The sequence below is a fragment of the Micromonospora sp. NPDC000663 genome (genome assembly GCF_042898105.1).
Taxonomy (GTDB): Bacteria; Actinomycetota; Actinomycetes; order Mycobacteriales; family Micromonosporaceae; genus Micromonospora.
In genome coordinates this window covers 1,459,925-1,476,631 of sequence record NZ_JBIAYR010000001.1, presented here as the reverse complement: position 1 = coordinate 1,476,631, position 16,707 = coordinate 1,459,925, and the positions used below count along the sequence as shown (strand labels likewise).

At 70.6% G+C, this 16,707-nt stretch carries 13 protein-coding genes; 1 reads left to right on the top strand and 12 read right to left on the bottom strand.

The annotated features are described in order from the left end of the window. Positions 1 to 143: 143 nt before the first annotated feature. The 12 genes from araA to ACFY1S_RS07010 form a co-directional block, all read right to left on the bottom strand. Positions 144 to 1,646, bottom strand: a complete 1,503-nt coding sequence (gene araA / locus ACFY1S_RS07065; RefSeq protein ID WP_387113623.1) for an L-arabinose isomerase — start codon at positions 1,644 to 1,646, stop codon at positions 144 to 146. Between the two features lie 26 nt (positions 1,647 to 1,672). Beyond that, positions 1,673 to 2,662 carry a galactofuranose ABC transporter, permease protein YjfF gene (gene yjfF / locus ACFY1S_RS07060; protein WP_387113621.1) on the bottom strand — a complete coding sequence of 330 codons (990 nt, stop codon included), beginning with the start codon at positions 2,660 to 2,662 and terminating at the stop codon, positions 1,673 to 1,675. Next, positions 2,659 to 3,729, bottom strand: coding sequence for an ABC transporter permease (locus tag ACFY1S_RS07055; RefSeq protein ID WP_364376109.1), 1,071 nt, complete (start codon positions 3,727 to 3,729; stop codon positions 2,659 to 2,661). The genes yjfF and ACFY1S_RS07055 overlap by 4 nt, the downstream gene beginning before the upstream one ends. Then, positions 3,726 to 5,267 carry a sugar ABC transporter ATP-binding protein gene (locus tag ACFY1S_RS07050; RefSeq protein ID WP_387113618.1) on the bottom strand — a complete coding sequence of 514 codons (1,542 nt, stop codon included), beginning with the start codon at positions 5,265 to 5,267 and terminating at the stop codon, positions 3,726 to 3,728. Before ACFY1S_RS07050 ends, ACFY1S_RS07055 begins: the two co-directional genes overlap by 4 nt. A gap of 188 nt (positions 5,268 to 5,455) precedes the next feature. Continuing rightward, positions 5,456 to 6,448, bottom strand: a complete 993-nt coding sequence (locus tag ACFY1S_RS07045; protein WP_364376115.1) for an ABC transporter substrate-binding protein — start codon at positions 6,446 to 6,448, stop codon at positions 5,456 to 5,458. Positions 6,449 to 6,576: 128 nt separating this feature from the next. Then, on the bottom strand, positions 6,577 to 7,269 hold the full coding sequence (locus ACFY1S_RS07040; RefSeq protein WP_364376118.1) for an L-ribulose-5-phosphate 4-epimerase: 693 nt from the start codon (positions 7,267 to 7,269) through the stop codon (positions 6,577 to 6,579). Beyond that, positions 7,266 to 8,948 (bottom strand): ribulokinase, encoded by a 1,683-nt coding sequence (gene araB, locus ACFY1S_RS07035; RefSeq protein ID WP_387113616.1) that lies wholly within the window; start codon positions 8,946 to 8,948, stop codon positions 7,266 to 7,268. The genes ACFY1S_RS07040 and araB overlap by 4 nt, the downstream gene beginning before the upstream one ends. Positions 8,949 to 9,507: 559 nt before the next feature. After that, positions 9,508 to 10,296, bottom strand: coding sequence for an ABC transporter permease (locus tag ACFY1S_RS07030; protein WP_387113614.1), 789 nt, complete (start codon positions 10,294 to 10,296; stop codon positions 9,508 to 9,510). Further along, entirely contained in the window at positions 10,293 to 11,249 is a 957-nt protein-coding gene (locus ACFY1S_RS07025) for an ATP-binding cassette domain-containing protein (protein ID WP_387113612.1), read from the bottom strand. Before ACFY1S_RS07025 ends, ACFY1S_RS07030 begins: the two co-directional genes overlap by 4 nt. Before the next feature lie 26 nt (positions 11,250 to 11,275). Then, on the bottom strand, positions 11,276 to 12,118 hold the full coding sequence (locus ACFY1S_RS07020; RefSeq protein ID WP_387113610.1) for a DUF4097 domain-containing protein: 843 nt from the start codon (positions 12,116 to 12,118) through the stop codon (positions 11,276 to 11,278). 73 nt (positions 12,119 to 12,191) lie between these two features. After that, a complete protein-coding gene (locus tag ACFY1S_RS07015; protein WP_387113608.1) occupies positions 12,192 to 12,719 on the bottom strand; it encodes a hypothetical protein in 528 nt (175 codons plus the stop codon). Positions 12,720 to 12,765: 46 nt separating this feature from the next. Next, positions 12,766 to 13,992, bottom strand: a complete 1,227-nt coding sequence (locus ACFY1S_RS07010; RefSeq protein WP_387113606.1) for an aromatic acid exporter family protein — start codon at positions 13,990 to 13,992, stop codon at positions 12,766 to 12,768. A 380-nt stretch (positions 13,993 to 14,372) separates the two neighbouring features. Between ACFY1S_RS07010 and ACFY1S_RS07005 the strand changes: the two genes are divergently transcribed. Further along, positions 14,373 to 16,655 carry a hypothetical protein gene (locus ACFY1S_RS07005; RefSeq protein WP_387113604.1) on the top strand — a complete coding sequence of 761 codons (2,283 nt, stop codon included), beginning with the start codon at positions 14,373 to 14,375 and terminating at the stop codon, positions 16,653 to 16,655. The last annotated feature ends 52 nt before the right edge of the window (positions 16,656 to 16,707 follow it).

Genomic DNA, 16,707 nt, shown 5'->3' with positions numbered 1-16,707 from the left:
TAGACTGTGAGCGATAACATGCTCTTAGTCAAGGCGTAACACAGTCGACCCCCGGTCGTGCTGCGGACGCGCGAACGGGTGGCCCGCCCCCGCTCGCAGCAGGGACGGGCCACCCGTCAGAAGAGGCGCTCCGACCGCGACGGTCAGAAGCCGCGGGCCAACCGGTAGTAGGCCTGGTTCCACCGGATCTCGTCGGCGAAGCGACGGGGCCGGGTGTCGGCGTCGATGACCACCAGCTCGGTGCGGCTCATCTCGGCCAGGTCGTGCAGCTCCTCCACACCCACCGCCTGGGACAGCACCGTGTGGTGCGGCGCGCCGGCGGTGATCCACGCCTCCGCCGAGCCGGGCAGGTCGGGGCGCGGCCGCCAGACCGCGCGGGCCACCGGCAGCCGGCGCAACGGCTGCGGCGGCGCGACCACGTCGATCTCGTTGGCCACCAGCCGGAAGCGCTCCCCCATGTCGGCCAAACCGAGCACCACCGCCGGACCGGGCGCGGCGTCGAAGACGAGCCGGACCGGATCCTCCCGCCCACCGATGCTCAACGGGTGGATCTCCACGTTCGGCACGTCCGACGCGATGGTCGGGCAGACCTCCAGCATGTGGGCGCCCAGCACCAGCTCCTCGCCGGGGGTCAGGTCGTAGGTGTAGTCCTCCATGAACGACGTACCGCCGTCCACGCCCACCGACATCGCCTTGAGGGTGTGCACCAGCACGGAGGTCTTCCAGTCGCCCTCGCCACCGAAGCCGTACCCGTCGGCCATCAGCCGCTGCACGGCGATGCCGGGCAGCTGACGCAGGCCGCCGAGGTCCTCGAAGTTGGTGGTGAAGGCCCGGAACCCGCCCTCGTCCAGGAAGGCACGCATGCCCAGCTCCAGCCGGGCCGCGTACCGCAGGGAGTCGTGCTGCTCGCCGCCCGCGACCAGACTCGGCACCACCCGGTAGGTGTCCTCGTACTCCTTGACCAGGTCGTCCACCTGCGCGTCGGTGACCTGACCGACCACCTCGACCAGGTCGTTGACGCCGTAGGTGTTGACCGACACCCCGAACCGCAGCTCCGCCTCGACCTTGTCGCCCTCGGTCACCGCCACGTCGCGCATGTTGTCGCCGAAGCGGGCCAGGCGCAGCGACCGCATCGCCGACCAACCGAGCGCCGCGCGGGCCCACGCCCCGACCCGGGCGCTCACCCGCGGGTCGCTGACGTGCCCGGCCACCGTCTTGCGGGCCACACCGAGACGGGTCTGGATGTACCCGAACTCCCGGTCGCCGTGGGCGGCCTGGTTCAGGTTCATGAAGTCCATGTCGATGTCGTTCCACGGCAGCAGGACGTTTGCCTGCGTGTGCAGGTGCAGCAACGGCGTCTGCAACGCGTCGAGACCGGCGATCCACATCTTCGCCGGCGAGAAGGTGTGCATCCAGGCGATGACCCCGATGGCGCCCTGGGCGGCGGCGTCCCGACAGACCTGCAGGATCTCACCGCTGTTGGTCAGGACGGGCTTCCAGACCACCCGGGCCGGAATCTGCGGCGAGTCGTCGAGCGCGGCCGCGATCTGACGGGACTGCTCGGCGACCTGCCGGAGCGTCTCCTCGCCGTACATGCCCTGGCTGCCGGTGAGGAACCAGATCTCGGGTGCGGTGTGTGGTGCCATGGAGTTGCCTTCCGCGAGAGGGGCGGTCACTTGTAACGGATTCCGATGAGGCGCTGAAGGAGGATGAACGCGAAGAGCAGACCGCCGATCACGATCTTGGTCCACCAGGAGTTGAGACTCCCGTCGAAGGTGATGAGGGTCTGGATCACGCCCAGGACCAGGACGCCGAGCACCGTGCCGAAGACGTAACCCGCGCCGCCGGTGAGCACCGTGCCACCGATGACGACGGCGGCGATGACGTCCAGCTCCATCCCGACGGCGATCAGCGGCGCGCCGGAGAGGGTGTAGAAGGACAGCAGGATCCCGCCGATGGCCGAGCACAGACCACTGATCGTGTAGACGGCGATCCTGGTCCGTCCCACCGGCAGACCCATCAGAAGGGCCGACTGGGGGTTGCCGCCGATGGCGTACACGTTGCGCCCCAGCCGCGTGTAGGCCAGCGTGTACGCGGCGACGGCGACCACGACGAAGGCGATCAACACGCTGATCGAGACGAAGTTGCCCCGGGGATCGCCGATCCGTTCCTGCGACATCCTGGTCCAGAACCCGTCAGTGATCGGGATCGACGAGCCCGAGATGAACGTGCACATCCCCCGGGCGAAGAACATTCCGGCGAGCGTGACGATGAACGGCTGGATGTCGAAGAAGTGGATGGCGCAGCCCATCAGCAGGCCGAGCGTCGGCCCGATGAGCAGGGCGATGACGAGCACCAGGGCCGCCGGTAGGCCCTCCTGGAGCAGCCAGGCCGACACCATCGCCGTCATCGCGACGACGGACCCGACCGACAGGTCGATGCCGCCGGTGAGGATCACGAAGGTCATCCCGATCGCGACCACGAGCAGGAAACCGTTGTCGATGAAGACGTTGAAGATGACCTGCACGTTGGAGAACGCCGTGTACTGCGAGACGCCGATGCCGTACATCACCAGCAGCAGGGCGAGCGTCGCCAGGACCGGTATCTGCCTCCTCGGCACCCGGAACCGGGTACGGCCGGGGGTGAGCAATCCAGTGGTCATGCCGGCACCTGCTCCTTCGGCTTGTCGGCGATGGCGGCGGGCGGCGGTGCGGTGCGCCTGCGGCGACTGAACCGGGCCCGGAAGGCCGGCGCCTGGATGAGGCAGACGGCGATGACGACCACCGCTTTGAACAGCAGCGAGGTCTGCGGTGAGATGTCCATGGCGTACACGGTGGTGGTCAGCGTCTGGATGATCAGCGCGCCGATGATCGTGCCGCTGAGGAAGAACCGGCCACCGGCGAGGGACGTACCGCCGATGACGACGGCGAGGATGGCGTCCAGCTCCACCCAGAGGCCCACCGCGTTGCCGTCGGCACTCGAGACGTTGGCAGTCATCATGAAACCGGCGATCGCGGCGCAGGCGGCGCTGAGCACGTACGCGAGGAAGATGACCCGGCCGGAGCGGATGCCCGCCAACCGGCTCGCCTCGGCGTTACCGCCCACCGACTCGACGATCATCCCGAGTGCGGTACGCCGTGTGAACGCGGCGACGAGGAGTGCCGCGGCGAGGGCGATGAAGATGGCGAGCGGCAGGGTGAGCAGGTGGCCCAGCCCGATCGCCCGGAACGGCTCGGAGTTGATAGTGATGATCTGGCCCTGGGTGATCAGCTGGGCGAGACCCCGGCCGGCCACCATCAGGATCAGGGTGGCGATGATCGGCTGGATCCCGATCACGGCCACCAGCACCCCGTTCCAGGCGCCGAGCACGAGCGCGACCCCCAACGCCATCGCGAGGGCCGTCAGCACCACGACGAGGCTGTTCTGGTCGGACTGCTTGCTGATGTACATGCAGGCGATCGCGCCGCTGATCGCACAGACCGATCCCACCGACAGGTCGATGCCGCCGGTCGAGATGACCAGGGTCATTCCCAGCGCGACGAGGATCAGCGGCGCGCTCAACCGCAGGATGTCGATCGGCGAGCCGTAGAGGTGCCCGTCCTTGAGCTCGATGGACAGGAACCCGGGGCGGTAGATGGTGTTCGCGGCGAGCATGACGAACAGCACGGCAGCGGGCCAGAACAGCCGGTGACCGGTAATCGTCCGGTAGCGGCTCATTGTGGCGTTCATCGGTCTGCCTCCTCCCGGTGGGATCCGCTGGCGATGGTCTGCATGATGCGGTCGGCGTCGAGGCTGTCGTCGTTGGCGAGCTGCGCGACCATCTGCCGGTCCCGCATCACCGCCACCTTGTGGCTGAGGCGCAGCACCTCCTCCAGCTCGGCGGAGATGAACAGCACGGCCATGCCACCGTCGGACAGCTGCGTCACGAGTTTCTGGATCTCGGTCTTCGCGCCGATGTCGATGCCCCGGGTCGGCTCGTCGAGGATCAGCAGCCGTGGCTCGGTGATCAGCCACCGGGCCAGCAGCACCTTCTGCTGGTTGCCGCCGGACAGGTTGCCGACCGGCACCTCCGGGTCCGCGGGCCGGATGTTGAGGGCCTTGACGTACCTGTCGACCAGCTCGTCCTGGCGGCGACGCGGAATGGGCCGCAGCCAGCCACGGGCCGCCTGCATGGCGAGGATCATGTTCTCCCGGACCGACAGGTCGGCGACGATGCCCTCCGCGCGGCGGTTCTCCGAACAGAACCCGACGCCGTGGTCGATGGCCTGTGCGGGAGTACGCAGGCTGCTCGCCGTGCCGTCGATCGCGACCTGACCGCCGTCGGTCCGGTCGGCGCCGAACAGCAGCCGCGCCACCTCGGTACGCCCCGAACCCAGCAGGCCGGCCAGACCCACCACCTCACCGGCGTGGATGGTGAGGCTGAACGGCTCGACCGCGCCCGTCCGACCGAAGTTCGACACCGCCACCAGGGGGGTGCCCTCCTCCATCGCGGCCAGGTCCCGGCGGGAGTGCTCCTCGATGCCCTCCAGGGCGTCGAGTTCCTTGCCGATCATCTTCTCCACAAGGGAGAGCTGGGGCAGCGCGGTGGTGAGGTACTCGCCGACGAGCCCGCCGTTGCGCAGCACGGTGATCCGGTCGGCGATCTCGTAGACCTGGTCGAGGAAGTGGGTCACGAACAGGATGGCGATGCCCTCGTCGCGCAGTTGCCGCATGATGCGGAACAGCTGCGCCACCTCGCCGGCGTCGAGGCTTGACGTCGGCTCGTCCAGGATCAGGACCCGCGCCTTGATGTCGATGGCGCGGGCGATGGCGACCATCTGCTGGATCGCCAGGGAGTACGAGCCGAGCGGCGCGCTGACGTCGAGGTCGAGGTCGAGGCGGGCCAGCAGGGCGCGGGCGCGACGGCGGACCTCGCCCCAGTGGACCGCGCCGAGGCGCCGAGGCTCACGGCCGATGAAGATGTTCTCCGCCACCGAGAGGTTGGTGCAGAGGTTGACCTCCTGGAAGACGGTGCTCACCCCGGCGGCGGTCGCCTGCATCGGCCCGGTGAACGACACGGGGTCACCGTCGAGTGTGATCGCGCCCGCGTCGGTGTCGTAGACGCCGGTCAGCACCTTGATGAGAGTCGACTTGCCGGCGCCGTTCTCGCCCATCAGGGCGTGCACCTCGCCGGGGAAGAGCCGGAAGTTGACGTCGTGGAGTGCGCGCACCCCGGGGAAGGACTTGCTGATCCCGGTCATCGTCAGGACCGGACGGCTATCCGTCATCCCATCAGACCTCTTCTGGGTTGTCGGCACGGAGAGGCCGCTACGCTCCCGCGGCGCCCGCCCGGTCGTCCCTGGGGGTCGCTCGGGCGTGCGTGGTACGGGGGTGGTCGCGGGCCAGGCCCGGTCCGTTACGGGTATGGGAGCGACGCGGCGGGGCCGCCGCGCGAACGCGGCGACCCCGTCGTCGATCAGTACTTGCGGTTGGGCAGGGCCTCCTTGGCCTGCTCCTGGGTGAAGGTGGTCTCCTCGGTCTCGATCCGAGCAGGCACCTCCTCGCCCGCGTGGACCTTCTTGGCCAGGTCCATCAGCTGCGGGCCGAGCAGCGGGCTGCACTCGGCGATGAAGTTGAACTTCCCGTCGGCGAGCGCCTGCATACCGTCCTTGACGGCGTCGACGGTGATGATGGTGATGTCCTTGCCGGGCACCTTGCCGGCGGCGGTGATCGCCTCGAGCGCGCCCAGGCCCATGTCGTCGTTGTGCGCGAACAGCACGTCGATCTTCGGGTTGGCCTTGAGGAACTGCTCCATGACCTGCTTGCCGCCCGCCCGGGTGAAGTCACCCGGCTGAGAGGCGATGATCTTCAGGTTCGGGTTGACGGCGATCGCCTCGCCGAAGCCCTTCTTGCGGTCGTTGGCCGGGGCCGCGCCGGTGTTGCCCTGCAACTCCACGATGTTGACCGGGCCGGTGGCGCCCTTCTTCTGCTCGACCAGCCACTCGCCGGCGAGGCGGCCCTCCTTGACGAAGTCCGAGCCGAGGAACGTCTTGTACAGGCTCTTGTCGGCCGAATCCACCGAGCGGTCGGTCAGGATGACCGGGATGCCGGCGTCCTTGGCCTCCTTGAGCACCGTGTCCCATCCGGACTCCACCACCGGCGAGAAGGCGATCACGTCCACCTTCTGCTGGATGTAGTTGCGGATCGCCTTGATCTGGTTTTCCTGCTTCTGCTGCGCGTCGTCGAACTTCAGGTCGATGCCCGCGGCGGCAGCGGACTCCTTGATCGAGGTGGTGTTCGCCGTACGCCACCCGCTCTCCGCGCCGACCTGCGAGAAGCCCAGCGTGATCTTGCCGTCGTCCTTGGACCCGCCGCCGCCGGTGTCGCTGTTGCCGCAGGCCGCCACGCCGCCGACGAGCAGCACGCTGGCGAGGACCGCGATGACGCGCTGCGTTCGCAACTTTCTCATCAGTTCTCCTTGGCTGGGTGTGGTGGGTGACCGCGCCAACCGCCGAGGTGCGGAAGCGGCGTACGCGGGTTGGTGCGTGCTGGTGCGTCGTGGTGCAGACCGGCAGGTCCCGGATAACCGGTGGACGGTCAGGAACCCGCCGGTGCGACTGGTTGTTGACCGTAGACGTTCTGGTAACGGTCATAAAGAGCATCGATGTCCGCCTGCGCCATCGGCACCGGCTGCCCGAGCGTGCGGGCGAGGTGTGCGGTACGGGCCACGTCCTCGCACATGACCGCCGCCTTGACCGCCGCGCGGGCGTCCCGCCCGATGGTGAACACGCCGTGGTTGCGCATCAGCACCGCAGGTGAGCGGTGCCCGGCGAGCGTGGCGACGATGCCCTTGCCGATGTCGTCGCCGCCGATCAACGCGAACGGGCCGATCGGGATCTCCCCGCCGAACTCGTCGGCCTGCGCGGTGAGGTGACAGGGGATCGACTCCCCGCACGCGGCCCAGGCGGTCGCGTACGAGCTGTGCGTGTGCACGACCCCGCCGACGTCCGGCATGGCCCGGTAGACGTAGGCGTGCGCGGCGGTGTCGCTGGAGGGGGCGAAGTCCCCCTCGACGAGTACGCCGTCGAGGTCGCACAGCACCATCGTGTCCGCGGTGAGGTCGTCGTAGCTCACCCCGCTCGGCTTGATCACCATCAGGTCGTGGCCGGGGACCCGCGCGGAGACGTTCCCGGACGTCCAGGCGACCAGGTTGTACCGGGTCAACTCGGCGTGCAGCCGGGCGACGGTCTCACGCAGAGCGCCGATTTGTCGACTCACCTCGGCGTTCACGCCACCACCTCCAGCGCGGTCCCGTGCGCGGGGGCGGCGGTGCCGACCGCGGCGTTCCGGATCGCCCGAAGGCGGAGCATCACGTCGTCGCCGCCGCGTCCGAAGTGGTCGTGCAGCGCCCGGTACTCGGCGTAGAGGGCGTCGTAGGCGCGCGCCCGGTCCGGGTCCGGCCGGTAGACGGCCTCGTGCACCCGACCCATCGCCTGTGCTGCCTCGTGGATCGACGGGTACTCGCCGGCGGCGACGGCGGCGTGGATCGCCGAGCCGAGCGCCGGCCCCTGGGCGGAGGCGATGATGTTCAGGGGTCGCCTGGTCACGTCGGCGTAGATCTGCATCAGCAACGCGTTGTTGGTGAGGCCACCGGCGATCACCAGGTCGTTCACGGTGACCCCGGCCTCGACGAATGCCTCGATGATCATCCGCGTGCCGAAGGCGGTGGACTCCAGCAGCGCCCGGTAGATGTCAGGCGGCCGGGTGGCCAGGGTCATGCCGACGATCATCCCGCTGAGGTCGTGGTTGACGAGCAGGGAACGGTTGCCGTTCCACCAGTCCAGCGCGATCAGACCGTGCGCGCCGACCGGTTGGCTCGCGGCCAGCTCGGTGAGGCGTTCGTGCGAGTCGACGCCGGCCGGGGCCGCGTGCTCGACGAACCAGCCGAAGATGTCACCGACTCCGCTCTGGCCGGCCTCGTAACCCCAGGCGCCTGGGCTGATACCGCCGTCGACGACCCCGCACATCCCGGCCACCTCGGCGACCTGGGTGCCGTTGACCACGTGGCAGGTGGACGTACCCATGATGGCGACCAGGCGGCCGGGCTCCACGGCCTGCGCGGCCGCCGCCGTGACGTGCGCGTCGACGTTGCCGACGGCCACCGCGATCCCCTCCGGCAGGCCGGTCCACGCGGCGGCCTCGGCGGTCAGCGCGCCGGCGCGCGCCCCGAGGGGCAGCAGCGGACCGTCCAGCTTGGCCACGAAGTCGCCGAAGCCCGGGTTGAGCGCGGTCAGGAAGCCCTCGGAGGGATAGGTGCCCTCCTGGAGGATTCCCTTGTAACCGGCAGTGCAGACGTTGCGGGTCTCGGTGCCGCTGAGTTGCCAGACGATCCAGTCGGCCGCCTCGACGAAACGCTCGGCCCGGTGGTAGACCTCCGGGTCCTCCTCCAGCATCTGCAGGCCCTTGGCGAACTGCCACTCGGCGGAGATCTTGCCGCCGTACCTGCCGATCCACGGCTCGGCCCGCTCGTGGGCGAGCGCGTTGATCCGGTCGGCGTGCGGCTGCGCGGCGTGGTGCTTCCACAGCTTCACCCAGGCGTGTGGCCTGTCGCGAAGCTCGGCGGTCTCGCACAGCGGAGTGCCGTCCGCGAGGGTCGGCAGCACCGTGCAGGCGGTGAAGTCGATGCCGATGCCGACCACCGCCGCCGGGTCCACCCCCGCGGCGGCCAGCGCCGCCGGGACGGCGTACCGCAGCACGTCGCGGTAGTCCTCGGGGTTCTGCAGGGCCCAGTCCGGGGGAAGCGGTCGACCTCCCGGAAGCGCCGTGCTGATGACTCCGTCGCCGTACTCGTGCACCGCGGTCCCCAGTTCGGCACCATCACCGACGCGAACCACCAGAGCTCGTCCGGACAGGGTGCCGAAGTCGACACCGACGACATAGCGGTCGTCAGCTCCGTCCACACGGTTCATGTTCACCTCCACCGTTAACGGGGATAGTGTTAACGCTCACATCCAGCGTCGTCAAGACATCTGACCGCAACAGCTACGTAACGGAACGGCAGGGCCGGATCGACTCGGGCGCGTTGATACCGGAACGGTGCAAAACACTCGATCCCGGCGCCCGCCGCGGACGTGGGACGAGGGGCCGGTCGCCGGGCCGGCGACCGGACGGGCGGGCCCGTCGGCGGGCCGGACGACGAGCGCAGCGTCCCCGCACAGCCGCGCGAGGACCATCCAGTCACGACGTCCGGCCCCGGCACCGGCGATGTCAGCGATAACATCATCCGAGCGCCGCGCCGGCATGATCAGATCAATGGAACGACGCCCGCGCACCGCCGGGCTCGGGGCCGAGCGCCCCGCAGGAAGTCGGGCCCCTCGCCGCGCCGGGGCGATGATCGGTGTTATCGATAACATTCGACGTTTCCGTTGCGCCTCCGCACGCTCGCCGACGCGGGCACGACCGACGGCCCGGACCCCTTGCGGGATCCGGGCCGTCGTTGGTGCGGGTGGCCGCGCGTCGAGCGCCGGATCAGGCGGCCCGACTGCGGTTGTACAGGGTCTTGGCCCAGAGGAAGCAGAGCACCGTGATGACGGCGCACCAGGCGACCGCGAGGATCGCGTTGGCGCCGATTTCGGTGCCGAACAGCAGGCCCCGCAGGGTCTCCATGACGGGCGTGAACGGCTGGTAGTCGGCGAACCACCGCACCGCCGTCGGCATCGAGTCGGTGGGAACGAACCCGCTGCCCAGGAAGGGCAGGAGCACCAGGGGCATCGGCAGGTTGCTGGCCGTCTCGACGCTCTCACTCACCAGGCCGAGGGCGACCGAGAGCCAGGTGACCGCCACGGTGATCATGATGAGAACACCGGCCACGGCGAGCCACTCGAGCGGGGTGGCGTCGGGTCGGAACCCGACGAGCAGCGCCGCTCCGACGACGGCCACCAGAGCGAGCATCGTCTGGATGACGCTGCCCAGTACGTGGCCGGTGAGGACCGACGGTCGGAAGATCGCCATGGTCCGGAACCGGGCGATGATCCCCTCGGTCATGTCCATGGCGACCCCGATGGCGGTGCCCTGCGCCGCACTGGCCACGGAGATGAGCAGGATGCCGGGGGTGACGTAGTTGGCGTATTCGGCACGACCTCCGGAGGGACCGAGGCCGGCGCCGAGCGTGCCGCCGAAGACGTAGACGAAGACCAGCAGGAGGATGACCGGGATGCCGATGAGCATGAGTGTCAACGAGGGATAGCGGCGCATGTGCAGAAGGTTGCGTCGCAGCATCGTGCTCGAGTCGCGGACGGCGAGGGTGAGGGTGCTCATCGCGCCATGGCCCTTTCGTGGTCGGGTTGACCGGTCAGCGTGAGGAAGACGTCGTCGAGGTCGGGGGTGTGCACGGCGAGACCGGCCACGCTGATCGAGGCCCGGTCGAGCTGGTCCAGCAGGGAGCGCAGTGATCCGACCCCGCCGTCGTTCGGCACCTGGAGGGTGAGCGCCGCGTCGTCGCGGGTGGACGGCGTGAGGGTGCGCGCCGCCGCGTCGAGCCCGTCCTGGTCGGCGAACTGGAGGACGACGTGCCCGCCGGGGATGAGCCGTTTCAGCTCGCGCGGGGTGCCCTCGGCGATGAGCCGCCCGTGGTCGAGGAACGCCACCCGGTCGGCGAGCTGGTCGGCCTCCTCCAGGTACTGGGTGGTGAGCAGGATGGTGACGCCGCTGGCGACGAGGTCACGGATGATCTGCCACATGGCGCGGCGGCTGCGCGGGTCGAGGCCTGTCGTCGGCTCGTCGAGGAAGATGACGCGCGGTTCGCCGACAAGCGTCATCGCGAGGTCGAGCCGTCGGCGCAGCCCTCCGGAGTACGTCGACGCCGGCTTGCCCGCCACGTCGACGAGGTCGAACTGGACGAGCAGGTCCTCGACGCGTCGGTGCCCGGCCGCCCGGTCCAGGTGGCACAGGTCGGCCATGAGCCGCAGGTTCTCCCGCCCGGTGAGAAGGTTGTCCACAGCGGAGAACTGGCCGGTGACGCCGATCAGGGCGCGTACGGCGTCGGCCTGCCGGCTCAGCTCGTGCCCGGCGATGCGGGCCTCGCCGCCGTCGGCGTCGATCAGGGTGGACAGGATCCGCACGGTGGTGGTCTTGCCGGCGCCGTTGGGGCCGAGCAGCGCGAAGATCGTCCCCGCGGCGATCTCCAGGTCGATGCCGTCGAGCACCACCTTGTCCCCGTAGGACTTTCGTAGACCTGTCGCGCTGATCGCGGATGGTCGGGATCTGGTCATGGATTGCCTCGATTCGTGGAGGTGGATCAGGCGCGGCGGATCGTGATGTCGCCGTAGGAGGTGTTCGCCCGGACCTCGACCGTCTCGTCGGTCTGCGCCGGGCTGTCGGTCGTCTCGAGCGCGTTGTGCACGCGGCCGTGTCGGGAGCTGACGTCGAGCCAGGCGGCGGTGCCCCGGCGGACGCCTACCTCGATCGCCCCGTACGAGGTCTGCAACTCGACCGCTCCGCGTACGACCTGACCCAACCGGAGGTTGCCGTAGGCGGTACGGGCGTTCACCGAGGCCGTCGACGCGTCGACGGTGATGTCGCCGTACGCGGTGTTGATCCGCGCGTCCCCGCCGCTCTGGCCGATCCAGCAGTCGCCCGAGGAGTTCTTGATCTCGGCGGTGCCGTCGACCGCACCGATGCGGACCTTGCCGGAGGACGCCTTCACCCGGGCGGAGCCGGCGACGCGTTCGACGGCGACTTCGCCGTGGCTGCTGTCGATGTCGAGCGGCCCGGTCTCGTCGAGCCGGATGCTGCTGCCGGTCTTGATGCGGCAGTCACCGAGCCGGCCCTCGCAGCGGAACGCCGCCCAGGACGCCTCCGCGTGCAGCCGCGACCCGGTGGGCAGCTCGATCAGTACGTCGACCGACGGGCCGGACCCGAAGCCGTAGCGGCGCCAGCTCTTGGGCACCCTGATCAGCAGTTTCCCGGCGGCGTACTCGACAGTGGTCTGCTCGGCCGCGCTCACGTCGGACTTGCTCGACGGGTCACGGGGCCGCACCTGGACCACGGTGTCGGTGCGGTCGGTGGCGGCGATCCACGCGTCCCCCACCGGCATCTCGATCTGGACGGAAATCGGCTCTGGCGTGTCGAAAACAGGCATGGCGGTCTCCCGGAAGGTGGTCGGCGAAGGTCACCGCCGGTGGGCGGCGAAGGAAGGAGAGGGGGTACGGGGGTCAGCGCGCCCAGCCGGTGAAGTGCTGGCCGGAGCGGGGCGGCTCCGGTCGGCGGGGTGGCTGCCGGTCTGTCCCGCCGGCCGCGACCGCGCCGGCGACGGCGCGCACCAGCCAGGCGTTTACCGACAGCCCGGCCCGGCTGGCCGCCTCGTCGACGCTGGCCTTCAGGTGGTCGGGCAGGCGGAGGTTGATCCGCGACGTGCCACCGTCGTCGCCCTCGGGCGGGAGCAGCGGGGCCGGCATCGGGGGTGGTTCGGTGACCTCGCCCGCCGGGTCGACCGGAAGGTTGGCCGGCGTCACCACGAAGTCGGGTTCGCGGCCGCGCAGCCGGACGTGCACCGACCCCGGGGCGAGCTCCCGGGTGATCTCGTCGGCGGCGTCGGACAGCGCCTCCAGCAACGTGAGGCGGGTGGCCGCCTCCAGTTGGGTGAAGAGCCTCTCGGCCAGCACCCGTGCCTCCGGGTCAACTCCCTCCGCCGCCACGGCGAATTCGGTTCGCAGGTTCTCGACGTACGACCTCAGCTCCATGGCACCATCATGGCACCACTTTGGCTCAGAGTGCAACACCTATGGCTCAGTCTGCTGTCGCCGGTGGTGCCAGACCGTCGTCGTCTGTGAGGGCGGCGGGTGGCCGAAGCTCACCGAAGGCGCGCCTCACCAGCCGGTTCGCGGTCTCCTGGGTCAGCCCGGTGCCCACCATCAGATCGCTGACCGTCGTCCGGACCTGCGCCACCACGACGGCGCCGGAGAACCCGACGCCCTCGCGGTACGCGTCACCCGCCGCGCAGACCGCCCGCAACGCCGCCTCCCGTGCCCGAAGGGGTTCGTCGCCGGCGGCGAACTGCTGCTTGAGCAGCCGGACCGTCTCGGCCAGGTCGGCGACCGCCCTGGGCATCGGCTCCGGGACCGGCTCGCCGTCCTCGATCAGGGTCACCGCCCGGCGGATCAACGTCCCGCTGTTGCGCATCGCCCGGTCGATCGGCTCGGCCATCCGGGCGTAGCGGCTCACCGGCCCGTGCCGGTGATGCCAGTTGACAGGCGACAGGGTGCTGGCCTCCCGAGCGCCCTTGGTCGCCTCGATCAGGGCGTTCATCTCATCGGTGTTCTCCCGCAGCGCGGTCAACGCGGCACGCGCACGGGCGACGTCGCCCTCCCGCAGGGCGGACGCGGTCGCGTCGAGCTGGGCGGTGAGCAGGTCCAGCGCCGGCCGGGCCGCCCGGTTGAGCACCCGCAACGGGTTCAGCGGCAGCAGGACGGCCGTCACCAGCAGCGCCACCGATCCCCCGACGAGGGCGTCCACGAAGCGGGGGATCTCCAGGTCCCGCACGGACGGACTCAGCGCGACGATGAGCACCGCCGTGGCACCGGCCTGGATCATCACCGCGGCGCCGCCGACCAGGAACAACGCGACCAGGACGGCCAGGACGACGATCAGGGAGAGTTGCCACCAGCCGGTGCCGATCACCAGGAGCAGCAGATCGCCGATCAGCACCCCGACCGTGACACCGATGACCAGCTCGACGGTGCGGCGCAACCGTTGGCCGACGGACGCGGCGAGCGTCGACACCGCCGAGATCGGGGCGAACACCGGCTGTGAGACGTGCAGCAGCTCGTGCGCCGCCAGCCAGGACAGCGCCGCGGCCAGTCCGGCCTGCAGGGCCAGCCCGCCGATGGCGCGGACCCGACGCCCCCGGTCCCGCAGTTCGACCACCGAACGCTCACGCAGCCCGGTGAGCCTCGCCGCCAGGCCGGTCCGGGTCGGCGTGCCCTTGTCCGCTCCCTGCCGACCGACATCGACCATGGCGGCACGTACCCGGGGTCAACCGGATCAGTCCCGTACCGCGCCGCCGATGGCCGCGTCGTGCCTCAGCGCGTGACAACCGCCTTCTCGGCGTACGTCCAGAGCCGGTCGGCGGCGGCCGGGTCAAGCGCGTGGGCGGCCACCCCGCCGGTGGCGTCCGGCCCGCCGGGTACGACCTCCTCACCGCGCGCCTACGGCAGCTGGCCCGCTCCGGGCGGTCCGGCTGAGCCGACCCGGTCGCGAGCGCGTGAGCCGCCGGCCGGCGGTTGGGGCCGCCCCGGCCGGGTAGAACGCGGAGTTGGTGGCCCGGCCTCGGCGCAAGGACCTGCCCGATGCCGGTCAGGACGCGTCGGGGGGCGATGTCGGATGGATCAGCGCGGTTGAGCGGGCCGGACGTCCCCGGCGACGTCGTGGAGGTGCGGGTGCACGGCGTCTCCGGCGCCAGCCCCGACCAGGTGCTTGACCTGCGGCAGATCACGCAGGTCGCGGGCGACCGCAGCGGAGGCTTCTACCGGCAACGACCCGGGCGTACGGACACCGGCGCCACGCACGGGGTGACGCTCGAGGCGTACCGCTGGGGTGACCTGCCGTCCGGGACGGTGGCCCGCACCCTGGCGTTGGTCTTCCTGCTGCCGTTCATGCTTGTCAACGTCGCGATCTGGATGCGTCCGGCGGACCCCCGCTCGGAGGCCGTGGTCAAGTCCCTGTGCCGGGTGCTGGCGCTCACCCTCACCGCGCTGTACGTGCTCGCCATCTCCGGCGTCGCCCTGGATCTGGTCGGTTGGACGTGCACGGCCTCGCCCCGCTGCCTGGCCGGCCGCAGCTGGTTGTCCTGGCTGGGTGGGCAACCGGTCGGGCTGCGGCTGGCGGTGCTCGCGCTGGTGCCGGCCGCCGCCATCGGCCTGGTCTGGCGGTCCAGCAACCGGCCGGGACGGGCGTTCGCCGCGTTCCGCGCACCCGAGCGGGACGTCTCCGACCTTCCCCTCGGCGCCATCGGCCAGTGGGACGCCGAGCCGCTGGTGGGGCGGCTGCGCTCCATCCACGTCGCCGCCGCGTTCGCGACGCTGGACCTGACGTTGCTGCTCGCCCGGGCCGCGACCGGCGCCACCGTCACCACGATCGGGCTGGGCGTGGCCACCGCCGTGGTCCTGGCCGCCTGTGTGGGCCTGCTATGCACACCGCCGCTTATCGACAGGGGCGCCACCGACCGCCGCCTCGACCGGATCACCTCCGCGCTGCGGACCGTCGCGGTCGTCCTGACCGTCGTCGTCATGGTCCACACGCTGGTCAGCTCCGAGCCGTGGAGCCAGGAGCGCGGGCTTCCCGGCTACGACACGACACTGGCCGGCGTGTTCGTGGCGCAGACGGCGCTGCTGGCCGTCCTCGGCGTGGTGCTGCTGTGGCGGCGCGACCGCGGGCGGGGCGTCACGTCGATGTTCGGGCTGGGGGCCCTCTTCATCGCGGCGACGGGAATCAGTGTCGCGGTGGCGTACTCCGCCGAACTGGTCTACCGGGCGGCGGACTTCCTGGACCGCGATCTGCCGACCGGGGAGGGAATCACCACCGGCCCTCCCCCGGCGTACACCTGGGTGGTCTTCGGTTTTCTGCGCGCGGTGGTGCTCACGCTTGTCGTCGCCGGCCTGCTCGTGCTCGTCTCCCGACGCGCCCGGCGCCGGGCCGCGGCGGCGATCGTCGCGCACGACTACCCGGATCCGCCGGCGGAGGCGGCGCCTCGACTGCGGCAGGTCCGAAACGCGATAGCTCGCGCCCGGTTCACCGAGCGGCTGGTGCCGCTTGCGGTCGCCTACGGCTGTTTCGCCGGGCTCGGAACGGCCACCACCACCATCGGCCTGCTCGGGCAGTTCCCGAGTGACGTCGTGGAGCGGTTCGCCGGGCTGCCGGCCCACGCCGTCACCTTCGGCATCGCGTCCACCAGCTGGGCGATCACGGCGATCATCCTCGGCCTGGTCGTCGGCGGTGTCTTCGCGTACCGGACGGTCCCGTTCCGGCGGCACGTGGGCGTCCTGTGGGACCTCGGCACCTTCTGGCCGCGGGCCGCCCACCCGTTCGCGCCGCCCTGCTACTCCGAACGGGCCGTGCCGGAGCTGACCCGGCGCATCACGTACCTCGTGGAGCGCGGGGACGCGGTGCTGCTCACCGGGCACAGTCACGGCTCGGTCCTGCTCGCCGCGACGGTGCTCCAGTTGCCGCCACACGTCGGCAACCGGGTCGCCCTGCTCACCCACGGCTCGCCGCTGCGGCGGCTGTACGCGCGGCTCTTCCCCGCCTACGTCGACGACGCCGCGCTGCGGGAGATCGGCAGGCGGGTCGGCTGGCGCTGGGTGAACCTGTGGCGCGACACGGACCCCATCGGCGGTTGGATCTTCTCCGCCCACCGCTCGGCGGTCCCGCCCGCGACCGGCGACCCGGCGGACGGGGTGGACCGCCGCCAGCGCGACCCCCGGGACGTGGTGACACCGCCCAGCGACAGCGTGCCGCCGCCGATCGAGGGGCACTGGCCTGGCGAGTCCGACGAGCCGTTCACCGGGGCGGTACGGGAGCTGGTGCGACGCGTGCGTGAGCGGACCGGGTCAGCTCCCGCCGGACGTCCGGGACCGCCAGTCGTCCAGCCGGGTGCCGGCGAGGCGGGCACCGCCTGGTGAAAGTCGACGATCCCGCTCGTGGGCGGCGTGTCAAGCGGACATGAGGAAGCAC

Coding starts and splice junctions, on each gene's coding strand:
- araA (WP_387113623.1), bottom strand. CDS start 1,646: ATGGCACCACACACCGCACCCGAGATCTGGTTCCTCACCGGCAGCCAG.
- yjfF (WP_387113621.1), bottom strand. CDS start 2,662: ATGACCACTGGATTGCTCACCCCCGGCCGTACCCGGTTCCGGGTGCCG.
- ACFY1S_RS07055 (WP_364376109.1), bottom strand. CDS start 3,729: ATGAACGCCACAATGAGCCGCTACCGGACGATTACCGGTCACCGGCTG.
- ACFY1S_RS07050 (WP_387113618.1), bottom strand. CDS start 5,267: ATGACGGATAGCCGTCCGGTCCTGACGATGACCGGGATCAGCAAGTCC.
- ACFY1S_RS07045 (WP_364376115.1), bottom strand. CDS start 6,448: ATGAGAAAGTTGCGAACGCAGCGCGTCATCGCGGTCCTCGCCAGCGTG.
- araB (WP_387113616.1), bottom strand. CDS start 8,948: ATGAACCGTGTGGACGGAGCTGACGACCGCTATGTCGTCGGTGTCGAC.
- ACFY1S_RS07030 (WP_387113614.1), bottom strand. CDS start 10,296: ATGAGCACCCTCACCCTCGCCGTCCGCGACTCGAGCACGATGCTGCGA.
- ACFY1S_RS07025 (WP_387113612.1), bottom strand. CDS start 11,249: ATGACCAGATCCCGACCATCCGCGATCAGCGCGACAGGTCTACGAAAG.
- ACFY1S_RS07020 (WP_387113610.1), bottom strand. CDS start 12,118: ATGCCTGTTTTCGACACGCCAGAGCCGATTTCCGTCCAGATCGAGATG.
- ACFY1S_RS07015 (WP_387113608.1), bottom strand. CDS start 12,719: ATGGAGCTGAGGTCGTACGTCGAGAACCTGCGAACCGAATTCGCCGTG.
- ACFY1S_RS07010 (WP_387113606.1), bottom strand. CDS start 13,992: ATGGTCGATGTCGGTCGGCAGGGAGCGGACAAGGGCACGCCGACCCGG.